At 39.0% G+C, this 18,147-nt stretch carries 13 protein-coding genes and 1 pseudogene; 1 reads left to right on the top strand and 13 read right to left on the bottom strand.

Translation table 11 applies throughout. The features are described from left to right. Positions 1–3 precede the first annotated feature (3 nt). The 13 genes and pseudogenes from dmpG to ACGLYD_RS14095 form a co-directional block, all read right to left on the bottom strand. Positions 4–1,014: a 4-hydroxy-2-oxovalerate aldolase gene (gene dmpG / locus ACGLYD_RS14035; protein ID WP_399628540.1), complete on the bottom strand. Its 1,011-nt coding sequence runs from the start codon at positions 1,012–1,014 to the stop codon at positions 4–6. Continuing rightward, positions 1,014–1,853 (bottom strand): acetaldehyde dehydrogenase (acetylating), encoded by an 840-nt coding sequence (locus ACGLYD_RS14040; RefSeq protein WP_399633239.1) that lies wholly within the window; start codon positions 1,851–1,853, stop codon positions 1,014–1,016. Before ACGLYD_RS14040 ends, dmpG begins: the two co-directional genes overlap by 1 nt. 53 nt (positions 1,854–1,906) lie before the next feature. Beyond that, positions 1,907–2,590, bottom strand: a complete 684-nt coding sequence (locus tag ACGLYD_RS14045; protein ID WP_399628543.1) for a GntR family transcriptional regulator — start codon at positions 2,588–2,590, stop codon at positions 1,907–1,909. Positions 2,591–3,213: 623 nt separating this feature from the next. Then, positions 3,214–4,371 (bottom strand): UxaA family hydrolase, encoded by a 1,158-nt coding sequence (locus ACGLYD_RS14050; protein ID WP_399628545.1) that lies wholly within the window; start codon positions 4,369–4,371, stop codon positions 3,214–3,216. Between the two features lie 48 nt (positions 4,372–4,419). Beyond that, a complete protein-coding gene (locus ACGLYD_RS14055; RefSeq protein WP_399628548.1) occupies positions 4,420–4,731 on the bottom strand; it encodes a UxaA family hydrolase in 312 nt (103 codons plus the stop codon). Positions 4,732–4,753: 22 nt separating this feature from the next. Further along, on the bottom strand, positions 4,754–5,878 hold the full coding sequence (locus ACGLYD_RS14060; protein WP_399628551.1) for a UxaA family hydrolase: 1,125 nt from the start codon (positions 5,876–5,878) through the stop codon (positions 4,754–4,756). 51 nt (positions 5,879–5,929) lie between these two features. After that, positions 5,930–7,066 (bottom strand): 2-keto-3-deoxygluconate permease, encoded by a 1,137-nt coding sequence (locus tag ACGLYD_RS14065; protein WP_399628553.1) that lies wholly within the window; start codon positions 7,064–7,066, stop codon positions 5,930–5,932. Positions 7,067–7,152: 86 nt separating this feature from the next. Then, positions 7,153–8,093 (bottom strand): annotated as a pseudogene (locus ACGLYD_RS14070) (fumarylacetoacetate hydrolase family protein). Between the two features lie 88 nt (positions 8,094–8,181). After that, a complete protein-coding gene (locus ACGLYD_RS14075) occupies positions 8,182–9,132 on the bottom strand; it encodes a U32 family peptidase (protein WP_399628555.1) in 951 nt (316 codons plus the stop codon). Further along, the gene (locus ACGLYD_RS14080) at positions 9,129–10,040 is read right to left on the bottom strand and encodes a dihydrodipicolinate synthase family protein (RefSeq protein ID WP_399628558.1); all 912 of its coding nucleotides are present in this window, start codon (positions 10,038–10,040) and stop codon (positions 9,129–9,131) included. Before ACGLYD_RS14080 ends, ACGLYD_RS14075 begins: the two co-directional genes overlap by 4 nt. A gap of 45 nt (positions 10,041–10,085) precedes the next feature. After that, on the bottom strand, positions 10,086–11,552 hold the full coding sequence (gene gucD / locus ACGLYD_RS14085; protein WP_399628561.1) for an alpha-ketoglutaric semialdehyde dehydrogenase GucD: 1,467 nt from the start codon (positions 11,550–11,552) through the stop codon (positions 10,086–10,088). 40 nt (positions 11,553–11,592) lie between these two features. Continuing rightward, positions 11,593–12,384 carry an IclR family transcriptional regulator gene (locus ACGLYD_RS14090; protein WP_399628564.1) on the bottom strand — a complete coding sequence of 264 codons (792 nt, stop codon included), beginning with the start codon at positions 12,382–12,384 and terminating at the stop codon, positions 11,593–11,595. A gap of 906 nt (positions 12,385–13,290) precedes the next feature. Further along, a complete protein-coding gene (locus ACGLYD_RS14095; RefSeq protein ID WP_399628565.1) occupies positions 13,291–15,090 on the bottom strand; it encodes a DNA/RNA non-specific endonuclease in 1,800 nt (599 codons plus the stop codon). Between the two features lie 1,853 nt (positions 15,091–16,943). Between ACGLYD_RS14095 and ACGLYD_RS14100 the strand changes: the two genes are divergently transcribed. After that, positions 16,944–17,909: a S8 family peptidase gene (locus tag ACGLYD_RS14100; RefSeq protein WP_342538863.1), complete on the top strand. Its 966-nt coding sequence runs from the start codon at positions 16,944–16,946 to the stop codon at positions 17,907–17,909. Positions 17,910–18,147: the final 238 nt, after the last annotated feature.

Here is an 18,147-nt window from a genome sequence, read left to right on the forward strand (position 1 = left end):
TTCTTATTTATTCTTGGCTAAGGCTAATTCTTGTGCTACCGTTATAATCCAATCTTCTTGACCACCAACTGCTTCGAGTTCTGCTAACCTAGTCAAAATATCCCTAGCATCTACCCCATATTCTTTTCCAGCACGTTCTGCAAATAACAGGAATGATGAGTACACGCCAGTATAACCAAGTGTTAGACTGAGTCTGTCAATCTGAATTGGTCGTGGCATCATAGGTTTCATAATATTTTCCGCAGCATCCATTGCCTTATATAAGTCTAGATTATGTGGTATTTCTAACTTGTTCATGACTGCTATCAATTGTTCAAGTGCCGCATTTCCTGCCCCCGCCCCCATACCCGCGAGACTCGCATCTATTCGCATGGCGCCTTCCTCGATTGCTACTATTGAATTCGCAACGCCAAGAGATAGATTATTATGTGCATGGAAACCTACGGAGACGCCCAAATTCTCTTTAAATAATGACACTCTTTGGCGCACTCCATCCATAGTCAAAGCCCCTGCGGAGTCTACAACGTAAATGGTTTGTGCTCCGTAAGCTTCCATCTTTTTCGCTTCTTCAAGAAGATTTTCCGGCGTAGTCCTATGAGCCATCATTAGAAAACCTACTGTATCCATATTCAATGATCTAGCAGCTTTTATATGTTGTTCCGATACATCCGCCTCTGTGCAGTGTGTAGCAACCCTAACAACCGAAGCACCTAAATCATTTGCGTTTTTCAATTGATCGATTGTCCCGATTCCAGGAACTAGTAGAACCCCAATTTTCGCATTTTTAGCAGTTGCAACAGCTGTTGAAATCATTTCCGATTCTGATACCTTAGAGAATCCATACTGAATCGAACTTCCACCAAGACCATCACCATGTGTCACTTCAATAATGTCAGCACCAGCATCATCGATTATTTCAGTTAGTTGAGCAATCTGCTCTATACTGTACTGATGAGAAATAGCATGCATTCCATCGCGAAGTGTTACATCATTGATTATAATTTTTTCACTCATCAAACATTCTCCTTTTTAGCCATTGATGTAGCCATTAGTTCCCCTGTTCGCACAGCCGCAGATGTGATTATATCCAGATTGCCAGCGTATTTAGGTAGGTAATCTCCAAGTCCCTCAACCTCTACAAAAACCTTTACTATACCGTCTTTAATTTCTGGAGCTGAGATTAAGCGATAACCTGGTACATACCCCTGAACGACTTCCACTACCTTTAATATAGAATCGATAATTTCACTTTCTTTATTCTCGTAACCATCCGCAATTTTGGCGAAAATTGAATTTCTCATTAGAATTGGTGGATTAGCTGGATTTAATATAATAATAGCTTTTGCTTTCTTCGCTCCCCCGACTTTTTCCAAAGCGAGTGCTGTTGTTTTCGTAAATTCATCGATATTCTGTCTAGTTCCTGGTCCTGCGCCTTTACTAGCCGCAGTGGAAACAACTTCTCCATACTCCACAGGTACAACGTTTGAAATCGCTTTCATAATTGGCACAGTAGCTTGCCCACCGCATGTAACCATATTCACATTGTCATACTGTTCGATTGATTCTTCATTTGAGCTAACAGAAGGGACATAAAATGGGCCAATTGCTGCCGGTGTTAAATCGATTACTTTCTTTTCTAAGCTCTTCAATATTTCAGCGTGTTTATAATGGGCTTTTGCCGATGTTGCGTCAAATAGAATAACAGCCATACTCGAGTTTTCTTCCAAACCTTTTATTCCATTATCAAAGGTTTTTAATCCATTTTCTCGGGCCAAGGCTAGTCCCTTTGATTCCGGATCTACGCCAATCATCACCACTGGCTTAAGTGTTTCACTTCTAAGTAGTTTATACATTAAATCCGTCCCTATATTACCAGAACCTATGATGCCTACATTTGTTTTAGTATTCACTTTTCATTTTCATCCTCTCGTAACAATATGGCTGCTTTTTTATAAAACTCCAATGCACCTTTAAGGTGATATTCTAAGAGATCTTGTGCTTTCTTAAATTCTCCCATCTCAAGAGATTTCACTACCAATATATGTTCTTCAATAATTTCTTTTTGATGCCCAGCATAATCTGAAGTTACATTTATTAGCGTTTTCACTATTCCTTGCAACGACTTCCATAATTGTATTAATGTTTTATTCCCAGTGCTTTTTATAAGTAATTCATGAAATAGTAAGTCTGCTTCAACATCACGCTCCCCTTTTTCATGACCTTCCTCCATCAATTCAAGACATCGATATAGGTCGGCTTTTCCATTTTCAATATCCTTTGAAGTGAGCTGCGAAATTGCATACGTTTCAAGATTAATTCTTGTATTGTATAAGTTTTCAAGATCTTTAATTGAAAAACCCTCCACAGTCGTTCTTCCATTTGAATGTGTGGAGACAAGGCCTTCACTTTCAAGTTGTGTTATCGCCTCCCTGATAGGACCTCTACTGACGCCTAGTTCTTTTGACAAAATCGTTTCTTTTAAGTGAAATCCAGATTTTAAATGCCCTAACATAATCTTTTCCCTTAAAATCACCAAAACCTTTTCACCTGTTTTTTCCTTATTGATACTAACTAAATCAATATTACTCATTTTTCTCAACTCCACTTTGTTAACTGTTAACAATTTTTATTCTAGTTAGAATAGACTGAATTGTCAATACCTCTTTTTCCTAGGTTGATGTATATTTTTCCTACCACGAAATAAGATATAAACTTTCTCCGATGATAAGCTTGACGATAAAAGGTATAAATCTGTTATTAAAAAATCACTCATTTTCAATTTCCATGCTTATTCCAAGACATTTCATGCTTGGTTTACTCATATCAACATTACTTTTTTCCGATTTTATTAAGAACAAATTTAAACAAATGCTATTTCGTTTGTAACATTTTCTTTAAAGTTAAATGTATTGAGGTGATACTTTTTCAATAATTACAAACATATAAAGAGTTTATGTCATTACTAAGTTGTCAACTTTCACTAGAATACCTAGTCCTTCAGCTCCGATTTTTGATGTTAGTTCTTTTAGATTAGAAAGAACTCCAGAAAGTTGCAGCATATAAAGACGAGGGCAGTAACTTCGCATAGTCCAATCTTATGCGGAGACGTTGACAGCGTGGAATGAGGAATTGAGTCAAGCAGTTAATTGGTTTAACTTTAAGTACTAAAAAACTACTTAGGACAGATTATCCTAAGCGGTTTTTTCACTTGTATTATTTGGTTTCTGCTAATCTCCAAATTGCAAACTCTTGATTTTTATGTTTTTCAGAAGCCGTGATGGAGCCATTCGCAGTTGACATCACTTTCCCATAAATTTCTTCACCGACTTCTTCGATTGTGTTTAAACCTTCGATTATTTTACCGGCATTCACATCAATATGTTCGGACATAATTTCATACAATCTTTGATTCGTTCCAATTTTTATTACAGGTACGATTGGCGATCCTGTCGGAGAACCTTTACCTGTAGAGAACAAAACAATTTGTGCCCCACCAGCCGCGAGACCAGCTACCGATTCTACATCATAACCAGGCGTGTCCATGAAGATGAAACCTTTTTCTGATGGCGCTTCAGCATAATCAATAACTTCCATTAAAGTCGAATTACCGCCCTTTTTAATACATCCCAATGATTTTTCTTCTAATGTTGTTAACCCACCTGCCATATTGCCTGGCGTCGGATTTGCAGATCTGATATCTTCACCCGTGTCTCTTATGCGCTCCTCATATTCTCTCACTATTTTAAGGAACTTCTTTCCTACTTCCGGGTTAACTGCTCGTTGGGCAAGTATATGCTCTGCTCCAATCGCTTCCGTTGTTTCTGCTAAAATACTTGTCCCGCCGTCTTTTACTATGGAATCTGAACAAGCACCAATTGCCGGATTTGCAGTAACACCTGACCAGGCATCTGATCCACCACATTCTAGTCCGATAATTAACTCTGTAACATCTGCAGTTACTTTTGTCTCAGCTTTACTTCTATCCATTGCTTTTTCTAACCATTCTTTGCCTTCTTTAAGTACCATAGTAATTGGTTTGTCTTTATTAAAATAAACTACATGGACATGATGATTCTCATCTTTTAAAAGTTCTTCGATCTCTTGTGCAAGTTTGTCTTCACCCATCCCCAAAAATAAAGCGCCACTTACATTTGGATGCCCTGCCGTCCCTTTTAATGTCCGAATCGTCTGTTCATAGTCTTCCTTAAATTGAGCTTCTCCACTTTGATGCACGACTGGGATGACACCGGGGACTAGCTGCGCCATTTTCTTTGTGAAGCCCGCCAGCTCACCAACAGTGTTAATGACAATAACATGATTCCTGACACCTATACTTCCATTGGGTCTGCGATATCCTTCGAATGTTTTCATCGACTACACCTTCCTATTCAAACTTTAATGTATCAACCAAGAACCGTTTTAAACGGAAACAGCATGTTCTTTCAACGAAGATAACCGTTCTTTCTCATTTAGACCACGAACATTAAAAACATGTACATGGTGGCCTGGATGAATTTCTTCTGTTGACATCCCCATACATTCTCCATATTTAATAATTTTCTCTTCAAGTCCTATATAAGCAGTTGCTACTTTATGTCCATATGCAATAGCATTTTCCACTTTCAGCTTTTCATCTACACCTTGTATAGAAAGCAGTTCACCAGCTTTAATATTCGTTAGCGCAACAGCTACATTATCACTTACATTTAGTTTCAGTCCATTATATTTCATTTTCATTCCCCCTTTTTTATTATTAAAAGGTAGTTCCTATATGTGGAATAGAGAACTCTCCTAATTCGAATTTCTCAAGACTTGTTTGTTTTCCTGAACTAAAAGCGATAAGTTCTTTCATTAATTTCTCCACTTGTATATTCGTACTTTCTTCCGTAACAATATAATCCATCAGTTCATCGAATGCGCCATTTGTGCTCTCCGGGGATATCGTCATACATGGTAACGCAATTGAACCCGTCAGGATTCCTCTGCTGCTGACAACTAGTACAATATTACAACCGCTTGATACCATAGTTGAGAATGTCTCAACTATATTAGTTGTGGCCGATGATAAATGGAGCCCTTTGCTTTGCGGCTTTTCATTATAATCAAGCAAGCTATTTATCGGGTTCGCCCCTGTTAATTCTGACTCTAAAATAGCAAAGTTTTTTTCTTCTTCAGTAAATCCTAAAACAATACTATGTTCTTTCTTAATTTCTTTCCACTGCTTCCGTTCTACGCCTTGGCCTAACTTTCTTAATCTGTTTGCCACTTCTTCATGATTGGTTCGTTCAGCTAATAGCAATCCTGCCGGCTCTAACGTTTCTGAAAGTCCCATAACAACCGTTGCATCGTTCTGTATTAATAGATCGATGAGTCCGCCAACGACAGGTGTGACTTTTCTTAACGTATCTTTATCTGTATCTACGGTTACAATCCCTACAATCAAATTGGATAGCGGTAGTTGTTCCCTTTTTTCTTCAGCAACTTCATTCGACCATTTCCCTACTATTTCAACGCCCCTATTTAGGGTATTCTCTCCTCCAGCCATTTGCTGAATTCCAATTCCTTTTACAGGCTTCGATTTGGGAATGCTGTGAAGCAAACCGCTTACTTGGTTCGTTTCACACCCCAATCCAACAAGAAGTGCAGAGTGAAGATTCGGATTCGAAGCGACTCCGACCAACATGTTTTTCGTCAATTGGAAATCATCACCGAGCTGTGCACAACCATTTGCATGGACAATCGGAATCGCTTTAGGGAAGCGGTCCGAAATTTCTTTAGCAATGACACTTGAGCACACAACTGAGCTGACAACACCGATATAATTTCTCGTACCGACAGTTCCATCTTTTCTTAAATAACCTTCAAATGTATATCCCATCTGTTTATCTCCCCCTTCATTAGTAGGTATTCCTTAATCACTTCGTTTAGATTATCCTTGTAAGTCTTCTACGACTGGCACGGTATCTTTTACCCTTTTCTCCTTAAGCACGGCAGATTCTACTCTTCCATCAATACCTTTTCGCCTTTGATATTTATCCGCAAGAATTACGGCAACAGGAACAAGTAATGAGGTAGAAATTGCGGCAATCGAGATTTGAGCAGTGGCAACGGTTGCAAGATTTTGATAAACAAGTGCGTCTGCCGTACTCATTAATCCAGATCCTGCAGCTACGGTAGCCGCTGCAGCAATTGCAGCAGGCGTAGCAACCGCATTTCCTGCCGTGGATGCTTCAGCCCAAGGTGCAATGACACTTTTCTCGCGGAAAATTTTAAATGCCAGTGCCATTGCGCCACCAGAAAGGATAACAGTCATTAATGCTAGTGCAACACCGGCACCCAACACTTCCGGATTAAAGAAGACGGATAGATTCATTCCTGCACCTAAAGCAAAGGCAAAGAACGGAATTACCAATGATTCACCGGTAGATAAAAACTCTCGAATATCTTCATCCAAATTCCCAAGTAGCATTCCAAGCAATATTGGTAAGAGAACTGCGATGAAAGCAATCAATGGGAAATTGGCCCCCATCATGCCAAGTGCCATCAAGGTGAAGAATGGCCCATCATTAAGTGAAAGAACGGCTGTTGCACCTACGTCGGAACGATTTCCATATTGTCCTGTTAATGCAGCGAACATACCGCCATTCCCATTAGTCATTGCTGCGATAATTGCCAATGTAGATAATCCAAGGAAGCCATTGACCGGGTCAGATAGCAGACCCCAAGTAATCCCGACGATCACACCTGCAGCATACTTTGAAGATGTTAAAATAACACCTTTTTTTAGTGCTGCCCCTCCTACACGAAGGTTCATTTGACTCCCGGCACAAAATAGGAATAGCGCACATAAAGTTAAAGCGCCATCTTTAAATAACGCTTGTGAAAAGCCTCCGATTTTGAAGAATTCATAATACCCGGCATCTGTGGCCGAGACGCCAAGACTTTTTAACATATTCATGATAAATGGAATATGAAGTTGATCTATCGTATTTAAAAACGCACCTGCCAATAATGGAACAACCATTAGACCCCCAGGAACTTTATCGATTGCCTTTTTAATTTTCATGTTTCATCCCCCAATTTTATTTTTTCAGCGAAAAATGTAACCGCTTTCACAGCTCCCGTAAATAGTTAACCAAGTCTTCAGTTACCTCAAGACGAAGATATACTTTCTTTTCGCTTACTTTCAAGCGGTACAGATTTGATAACGGAATTTGTAAGCGTTCCAATGTTTTCAATGAAAATAGATAACTGGTCTCCGTCCTTCAGCCAAACTTTCGGCTCTCTTCCCATTCCTACGCCAGGAGGAGTCCCTGTCGCAATTAAATCCCCTGGTTTTAACGTGATCGATTGTGACAAATAGGATAGGATATACGGTATCCTGAAAATCAAATTTTTGTATTTGATTGTTGCATCACTTCATCGTTCAACGTTAAAGAGATACCCAAAATATGAGGATCTCCCACTTCATCCTTTGTCACAATAATCGGACCTATCGGTGCAAATGTATCCGCAGTTTTCCCCCGTACCCATTGGCCATCGGAAAATTGGTGATCCCTAGCGCTGACATCATTCATAATTGTATAACCAAAAATATATTCTTCAGCAGCTTCTTCAGTAACCCTCTTTGCTTCTTTACCAATTACAACTACAAGTTCTGCTTCAAAATCGACCTGAGAAGAATTAACAGGAATTTCGATTGCATCATTTTCACCAATAATCGCATTCGGATATTTCGAGAAAATCACTGGTGATGCCGGAGGCTCTAGTCCTGTTTCTAAACAATGATCCATGTAATTTAACCCGACACAAATAATCTTTTCAGGCGTTGAAACTGGTGCTGAAATTTCTATTTCTGATAATTTATACGAAATACTTGTAATATTTTCTTCGTTACTATTATAGAATTCAAGAAGTTCTTGAACATAAGGAAGTGCCGTTTCATTCATCTTAATCAGCTGTTCCATATCAATAAGAAACGTAGAATCTTCCTCGCTATACAACTCATGTAATGCTTTTAAATCCAAGACACTATCCTCTTGTAAAACACCAAGTCGTATTGTTGATTGATAACGAAAAGTCATAAACTTCATGCGGCTTCCCCCCGTCTGTAATCATCCTCCGAAATAAAAATACTTGAGCTAAGCTATTTTTTTGCAAATCTCAAGTATTATAAAGGCCTTATGTTGTTACTAGATTGTCAACTTTCACTGGTATACCCAGTCCTTCAGCTCCGAGTTTTGATGTTTTTGCTTCCGGATAATAACGTTCAATCATTTGCACACCTAGTGCCGTTCGGCGTACACGTTCTTGAGCTAGTTCTACATTTGTTTTCTCCCACTGTTTTCCTGAAGGATACACATCTGGATGATTACGAAGTCCGAATTTAATATAGACCGGAGCCAAAACACGAATGATTTCCGGAATTTCATAGTAGCGAAGGAAGCCACCTAAGTTATCCGGCACCTCAACATATAAGTCGATTGGAATATCGATGGATTGACGGATAGATGCAAGTTTGGCTAGCGTAAGCGCAGTTGGAACGTTGTATGTATCTGCGCCGAGATCTTGCATTAGCTTGACTGAAACGGGGTTTGCTGAGCCCATTTGAACAGACGCCTTCACTACAAAGTCTTCAGGCAATTGTCCTGCTTTTTTCATTTCTTTTGTCAGCATAAGCAGACCTTCATCCGCGACTAATGCACCACGCAAACCTAGTTCAGCGCCTCTTTTTAAGTCCTCCATTGCGTAAACTAATTGATCTGCTCCTTCATGGCGCAAGGCAATAGACTGGCCGCCACTTGTCAAGGGCTGTGCACTGATATCCCATGTTCCACGTGGCCCTACGAATAAGCTAAGTTCCATTCCCCTATCCGCAGTAAGCTCACACATTTCCTTAATTTCTTCATCCGTTTGAAGCATAATTCCACTTCCTTGGGACACTCTGTGAACAGTTAAACCACGTTTATCAATTTCAGCCAATGCTGCTTTTAAAGCAACCGGTCCTTCAACACTCGGAATTTCAATACGATATTGAGCGCCGTCTGGAAACGTTTTCGTTGATGTAGGAAGCTCTTTACAATCTGTTGAAGGGTACCCTAGTCTTTCTAATAGTTCGCGAGATTCTTTCATAATTTCATTCCTTCTTTCTTTTCAATTATTTTTAATAAAGATGAAACCTGTTCTGATAACTCAGCAGAAAATACATCAAATGGTGCCCGATGTCCTGCCTTTTCTGTAAACCATCTTTGATGAACAGCTTCTTTCATCGGCGTGAAAGAGGCTGGGCCAATCGTGTAAATCTCCATTAACTCGGAAAGTTTTTTATGTTCAATTTCAGCTCCGGCGAGATTTCCTTTTTGGTAGGCTTCATACAAACTGACCGAAACCTCGGGTGCGAAAACGCTACTTCCATTAATACTGCCTGCTGACCCAATCATTAATGCGGGTAATAAATGTTCATCAAATGCAGAAAAGACCCTAAATTCCTCCCTCACTGCTTTTACTTGTAAAATCATTTCTCGAATTTGACCAAGCTCACTTACAGTCGCTTTAATACCGCAAATATTCAAGTAATTCAAAGCGAGCCTTTTGACTAATTCAACAGACAGCGACTGACCTGTTAGGCTAGGTATGTTATATAGAATAATAGGCAACTTTGTACTTTCAGCGATGGTTGAATAATAGTTATATAACTGCTCTTCGGATAGTTTCCAATAATAAGGGTTGACCGCAAGTACTCCGTCAGCCCCGTTCGCTTCAGCATGTGAACATAATTCCAGTACATCTTTAAGCGCGGTATGGCCTATTCCCACCAATACAGGAACACGCTTGTTAATACTATTAATCATTTCACTTACATATAATTTTCGTTCAGCCATCGTTAAAGAAGTAAATTCACCCGAACTGCCTGTCAACAAAACACCATGAATACTATGTTTAAGCAGTTCCTCTACGTATCTTCGATTCAAATCTATATCAAGTTCTCCAGCTTCATCAAACAAGGTGACCACTGGAGGGATAATTCCACGAAACTTCATCTCACTTTGCTTCCTTTCCTTTAACCATTCCTGGTATTTTGGTGATTAAGATTTGATGAAAACTGTTTTAATAGCTGTATAGAATTCTATTGCTGATTGTCCTTGCTCGCGAGATCCAGTACTCGATGCTTTCATCCCGCCAAATGGTGCTTGAAGTTCCACTCCTGCGCTTTCTGCATTGATGCGAACCAGTCCTACCTCAATCTCATCAATGAACTCAAGGATAGAACCTATATTAGTTGTGAAGATTGAAGCGCTCAATCCGTACTTTGTATCATTGGCGATGTCAATTGCGTTTTCTAAGTCTGTTGCACGTAGCAATGCAATAACAGGGCCGAAAATTTCTTCTTGAGCAATTCTCATTTCTGATTGCACATCTCCGAAAATCGCTGGCGTAATATAAAATCCTTTGTCAAACTCTTCACCCGTCAACACCTCTCCGCCAACTAATAGGGAAGCTCCTTCTTCTTTTCCGATTTCAATATAATTTTTCACTGTATTAAACTGACTTTCGCTAGCAGATGGGCCCATCCAAATTCCTTCTTTTAGCGCATCGCCCACAGTGATTTTTTTTGTTTCTGTGACCAACTTATCTACGAAACTATCGTAAACTTGCTCATCTACAATTACGCGGCTTGAGGCTGTACATTTTTGGCCGGATGACCGGAAAGCTCCGCTAATCACCGCTTCTACTGCTGCATCAATATCAGCGTCTTTTGTAACAATAACCGGGTTTTTACCACCCATTTCCAATTGAAATTTAATGCCGCGGGCTGCCGCTGATTTCGCTACACCTTCACCTACGTTTTCAGAACCAGTAAATGTAATCGCGTCCAGAAGAGGATGTTCAATCAAATCCTGGCCAATTACGGATCCTGAACCTGTGATGAAGTTCAGTACTCCAGCCGGTAGTCCTGCTTTAACGAAGCAATCTACTACTTTCGCAGCCGTAACAGCAGCTTCGGTTGCAGGCTTAAACACAACTGTATTACCATAAACAAGTGCAGGTGCAACTTTCCAAATCGGAATTGCTACTGGGAAGTTCCACGGCGTAATGATACCAACAACTCCAAGTGGCGTTCGTTTTGTAAACATAAGAGCGTCTTTGTCGGAAGATGGAATTACATCTCCCTCTTTCCTCATTCCTTCTCCAGCATAGTAGCGAAGAATTGCAACACCTCGTGCGGTTTCTCCTTTTGCTTCCGGAAGTGTTTTACCCATTTCCCTAGTCATTGTTTGAGCAATATCATCTATGTTTTCCTCAAGAATATTTGCAACTTTAAACAAATATTGTCCCCTTGCTGCTTGACCAATTTTCCTCCAAGCCTTTTTCGCTTCATGTGCTGCAACGACTGTTTTCTCTAAGTCTTCTTTGTTTGAGTTCTGAACGTAGCCTACTACATTTTCTTTATTTAACGGGCTAATGCTTTTAATTGTTTTCCGTGAAGATGACTCCACCCATTCGTTGTTAATCAGATTGTTGAATACTTTTTCTTTTGATAGCGTTTGCATAATTAGTTAGCTCCTTTAGAATTATTATTTTCAATATGGATTATTCCATTTCTATATTGACAGCCTGTTTTTTATGGCCAGAATACCCTGCAATCTGGGATAATCGCAATGCTAGATTTAGTATTTCATCTTTTGCTGCATCTTTTTTCGTTTCCCAACTGCTTTTCATCATTGTAAAACTGACACCAGCAATGATTTTATTTTCATAATTATAAATAGGGGCAGCTACGCAATGGAATCCAAGTGATGCTTCTTCATTCTCAATTGCATATCCATTGTGTTTGGCAAGTTGTACATTTTCGTAAAGTTCATCAAGAGATGATATTGTGTTTGGTGTTTTTTGTTCCCAATCACTGGATTCAAATCTTTTCTGCAATTCTTCTTTTGTATGTCCAATTAATTGTATTTTTCCGATTGAAGATGCGTAAGCTGGAAAACGCATTCCAGGATTGGTAACAAGTCGAACTCTTGAGTCCCCTTCCATTTTCCCAAGATAAATCACATCTTCTTCTTCCAAGATTCCTAGTTGAATATGTTCATTAATAACCGCAACTGAAAATCCCGCCTCTTTATGGAACGATTGAAGTATATTGAACTGGTTTAAATACGCCGCACTTAGTGCTCCGAGAGCAGGACCAAGATTATACGTATCACCTTCCTTTGTTATCCATTTTAAATTTTCTAAGGTATTCAACAGAGAAAACAAGGAACTTTTATTTATTTCCAACTCTCTTGATAAGTCTATCAATCGTAATTGATTTGGTGACTGACCTATCTTTTTTAAAACCATGTCTGTTCTTTCTATAGATGGAACCCAATACTTTTTTTCCATATACCTTATCACCTCTAGATTAAAAATAAATTACTTTGGTTTTATATACAAAACCAAGTTCTCTTTGTTAAACTAAATATATCTTACCACGACCTTTCCGAGCACACAAGTGTTTATCAGATAATTTATAATATTAATTCCATTCCAGTGGAGTATGGAAGTTAATCGTTTAAAGTTTTAGTAGCCATAAAACCCGCTTTGGACAAAGTGTCCAAAGCGGGTTTTCACTTGTATTATTTGGGTTATGAATGATGCCGGTAAAATCTGTACACGCAACTTTAGCCGGAATGCAGGATAATCTGCTCCATGTCTGTCATGCTTTTTGTTTATATTGCCTTCCGCACAGTCTTCTCGATAAGATCCACGAAAATCTCTACTTACTTTTTTCTACATTTGATGAGGTACTTGTATTTTGTGGAAATGAAGAACGGAGAATTGCAAAAGATTCATACATAGTTTTGCAACGTGTATTGCAGACTCCATGTTGTTTTTGACATGGAGCCTCTACGAGCAAGATGCACATGCCAAGATGCCTGGCACCACTAGATCCTTTATGAAAGGGATAAGTTAAGTGAACCGAATGATTAACGAATAAATCATAGCAGAGTAATTCATTGATTGTTTTGTCCCAAAACAAAACTTTCTCATGACTACAACTAGGATTGGATTGATGTCAATACAGTTCATATTTCGTAAAATGCCTGCAAACTCGCAGTTGGTAGTCTTACTCAACTTATACCGATTCAATCTGTAACTGATGCAGCAGAAACGCTGACGGAGTTGAGTGAGGAATTGAGTTTGGCGGTTAATCGGTTTAAGGTATAAGTATTGGAAAACCACTTAGGATACTTTTTCCTAAGTGGTTTTCATTTTCACTAATTTCCCAGCGGACTTTTATAAATAAGCTCAGAGTTTTATATCCTCGGCTGCATCAATGACATATCCTATTGTCGATTCTAATTGATTGAGCGGATCAAAATTACGTAATTCTTCATAATCAAGACCTGTAATCACTTCAATTTTTGAAATGGGTACTTGATATGTTTTATATTCACCATAAACAAATTCCAAATCCTCAATCAGATTCTTTTGAGTTTGCAAATAAGCGGTTGCAGATAGATTTCCATCTTTCTTTACAATGACAGCTATTTTCCAAAACTCTGCTGGTATCTGAACTCCCCTGTAAATAATGTCATCCATCCGAAAAACCGGCCCAGTAAACACTGTCACTTTAAGATTTAAGTTTTCGGCATTGTGCAAAATATAATTCTCCAGATCCAGCCAGCTTTTTTGATTCAGCTTACTCTCCTGAGGAGCACAATTTGTAAAATGGAACGTATCCTCATTTGCCTTTTTTGCTGAATCTCCCCAAACAGGATCTAGCCGGCGGACAAGATGCCCCCGATCAAGCGAATTATTTTTATATAATTCAGGGCCGCACTGGTATTCTATTTCGATGCGCGAATCTAGATACCATTTGTCCTTACGACCAATCTTCATCAATTGATTGCCATCAATATTCACCACCGTATAATAGGCTAAACGGCGTGACTTGCTCATGACAATTGAAAAATGCGTATAATGGAGCACATTACTCCCGTCTTTTAACTGGGCAATATCCTGTTCAAGATCAGACGGGAATATCGGATGTGGGATTTCATAATCAACACCAAGAAATTGAGTGTCATACCCCCTCGATGATTCATACCATGAATCGCTTAACTTCTCGACTTCCATCTCTTCAGGGGTATAATCGGGAACATCCCACCCCTTCACGATGTCATACAATAACAACTTTTGATCATTACTCAAGCTGCTGCCTTGCTCCGCGACAAACTGGACAATACTGCTTATACGAATCCCTTCATTGGCGATAAATTCGGTTCGGTTCTTTGGATCTGGAACGCCTGCATGGTGGAGAAAGATTACGATCCATTCGTCATTATAGACTGGTGAACCGGATGATCCGGGCATGGTATCAGTTGAGTAGTGAATATAATCCTCAAATACATCCATAATCTGATTTTCTCTGATTGCTACAGCTTTGGGGGCGCCCGAAGGATGTTGAATAATTGATACACATTCGCCAACCAACCCTTTTCCCGTTTGCGAGATGAGTGGCAAGAACCCAAAATCACTTACTTTTGTACCATCAGCTGACACTTCCTCTATCGCCACTAATGTAAAATCAAGCTTCTTATCCGTTATAAAGAAACGTTCAGGTGTAAAACGGAAGCTTTTCATCGGCCTTTCATTTAAGTCAAGATCAACTTCATAGTTAAATTGTGCGACACTGAACTGAGCCGTATTGTAATTCTCCAAAACATGATTATTTGTAAGCAATAAGGAAGGTGAGACAAGAAATCCTGTAGCATGTCCGAGAACTCTGCCTAAACGATCACGAATCTCGATTCTACAAACAGGAGTGGCTGCCTGTTGTCCTGCTTCAAGATAAGAAACAGGAAATAAATCATCTCGCCCAATAATACGTTCTAGAGCAAGTCCATCACGTGGATCAATAATCGCTTTACGAGTTGCGACTCGCTCAGGCGTATCTACTTCAAAAGGATTTTTAGTTTGCAGTTCACTAGCAATTCGTTCACGTTCACTAGAACGAGCGATGTAACGCTTTAATGCTTGTTGTTGGTGCAAATCTACAAGATCCACATGGAGACTTTGAAACTTATCCAGTCGTTTAATAGACATGTTTACCCTCCCTAAATTAGTAAATCAAGCTATACAAATTGAAGTGAAGATTTATTTTGAATCTGATTCGACTCTCCCTAGTAAGGCGCCAACGCTAAATTTATACATGTATTCACAAGTCCAAATGAACACATTCTAATAGTTGTGATTATTCTAACATTAAGTGCATTTTTTTAAAAGTTACTTTATCAGTGGTTTTCAAGAAATTTTTAAACCAATAATAATCCACTATATTACTTTAGCCATTCGGAACCTGTTTTCATTGCTTTTATCTGGTTCTTAAGAGTGATAAAGGAGATTAATCGATTTAAGGTTTAAGTAATTCAAAAAAACGTATTGGACATTTTTCTGTCCAATACGTTTTTCATTTTTCTATCCTATATGAGCTGGATCTTCATTTCATAATTTGTGTTCTTAACAAGAAAGAAGTAACTGCCCCCCCATCGGCAGACGTGTGGACAATTACTCTTCCTTCTCGGTCAAATGGCATTTTCTATCCAACTATTTACACAGTCGAACGATATGCAATATCGACCATTAGTACATCTCCTATTCTACCATTATAGGACTGAATGTTCAAACACTTCTTATATATATATATAAAGATTACTAAATAGAGCGCAATAACTCACTCCTACATGCATTTGTTGACCTATATACCTTCATACCTAGACATTTACTTGTGATTAAACTTAACTCAATTATTTTTCAGTAGCATGCGTATTTAGGACTTGCTACAACTCAATAGTTAAGAAACATTCACTCATGATATGTAACATGTACTACTAACGGAAAAATCCCTCTTATTATCTCAGCCGCACTAGTGATTATGCGCTAAAGAGAATTCCTCTTTTATAAGGCTTCCGAATCGATTATTTAATCTATTCATTATTAATTAGACTGAATAATCAGTCCGTGATATAATGCAAATAGGGGTTATCCAAAATTATCCTTGGTTTATAATGGATATTAAATACTCATTTACTTATTGTAAAGGCATTACATATAAAGCGGTGATTTTCTTTATGTCGCTCAAATGATATAACTGAAATTTTGTTAGCTATCAAAAAACGAGGTGAATCTTCCCTTCACAGAGTATGAAGGCTAGTCCCCAGAAATTTTCCGTCATTTCTTGTAAAAATTAAGCATATACATACTGACTGTACATATACATAATAGTAGGGCTAATCATATAACTTTTTATCCCTACAGAAATTGCATCTAGATTTCAGTTCATTTACGGAGAATGCATAACCGATTGTTGAGCACTTCCAATTGAAAGGAGGTGAAAACCAATGACAACATACGAAATATTAAGTTTACTCATGACACTATCTGGTGGATGGATTGCTTTTATGTCGGTGTCGTTGTCAGTTATCTTTTTCTTATCAAGAAAGGAGTAATCGCCCCCCATCGGCAGACGTGTGGACAATTACTTCTTTCTTCTCGGCAAAATATTTTTTCTGCCCAACCCATTACACCATCGTACGATTCGCAACGTCGACCATGATTTTGTCTTACAGTTTACTAGTGTAGGACTGAGTGCTAAAACGCCCAGTCCTTTTTTATTCTATGTCTCATTTTCTATATTATGATGAATTGCCGTCGGAAGTGCAATACTTTTCTGCTAGACTCATAGCCAAGTCTAGATTTCTTCGTACTTAGTTATAATCCTAGATTACGGTTACACATATAGGACCTACTACAATTCAATAAGTACGTTCCATTTAATTATAGTATGTAGCAAGCACTACTAATAGAAACAAATAGTTTACTATCTTCACTGCAACTGTGACTAAATGCTGGTGAAATCTCTTTTAAACTAGATTTCTAATCATACGAGGAGGTATATAGTGGAGAATTTTGCACATGTAATCCCATATGAAGTGGTTTTCCAAGTGAATGAGGCCAATGAAGTTCCACCGGGTGTGGCATTAATTCAAGCACCCGCAATTTGGAAGGAAACAAAAGGAAAAGGAATCACGGTAGCGATCCTGGATACAGGATGCGATCGTACACACCCCGATTTACAAGAACAGATTATAGGCGGTCGGAACTTTACGGACGATGATGGAAGCAATCCTGATATTTACCTCGATTACAATGGTCATGGTACTCACGTTGCCGGAACGATTGCTGCACAACAGAACGATATAGGCGTAGTTGGAGTAGCTCCTGAAGCGAGTTTGCTGATCGTAAAGGTATTGAATAGAAAAGGCTCAGGGCAATATGGCTGGATTATCAACGGTATTAATTATGCTATTGAACAAAAAGTGGATATTATCTCTATGTCGCTAGGCGGACCAACTGATTTGCCTGAACTTCATGAAGCGATTCAAAAAGCCGTAACTAATAATATACTCGTAGTTTGTGCAGCTGGAAACGAAGGTGACGGTGACGATTCAACAGACGAATTCGCCTTCCCAGGCTATTATAACGAAGTCATTAGTGTAGGTGCCATAAATCTTGAGCGTCGCCCTTCTGATTTCACCAACTCTCACAATGAAATCGATTTAGTTGCTCCGGGTGAAAAGATCCTCTCTACTTATTTAAACGGGAAATTTGCAACATTAAGCGGAACATCGATGGCTGCCCCCCATGTTTCCGGAGCGCTTGCCCTCATCAAAGGGTTCGTCAACAACAGTTTCGGCCGAGAACTTTCAGAACCAGAGCTCTACGCCCAACTTATTAAAAGGACCGTTCCACTAGGGTTGTCGCCAAAGCTTGAAGGTAACGGACTCGTTTATTTAACGGTCCTTGAACATTTGACAGGTATATTTGAGAAAGAAAGTAAAGCGTTGGTTTTGAGTGCACAGTGATTTAATTAATAAGTGGTGTACTAGCATTTTTTCAGGTTTCTTTAATCAGAACACGGTCTGGTATTTTCAGGCCGTGTTTTGTTATCCTGATTAGCGTAGAAGATGAAGTAGGCCTCGTGATTGTTGGTTGGCTTTGCCGCTATACCTTTCATTCAAAGAATAAACTACATCTTCACCTCAGCTTGATCCGTTTGAGGATTGGCGCGTTTGACCGATTTTATCATCACCTCTTAGTTAT

The sequence above is a fragment of the Sporosarcina sp. SG10008 genome, assembly GCF_044569405.1.
Taxonomy (GTDB): domain Bacteria; phylum Bacillota; class Bacilli; order Bacillales_A; family Planococcaceae; genus Sporosarcina; species Sporosarcina psychrophila.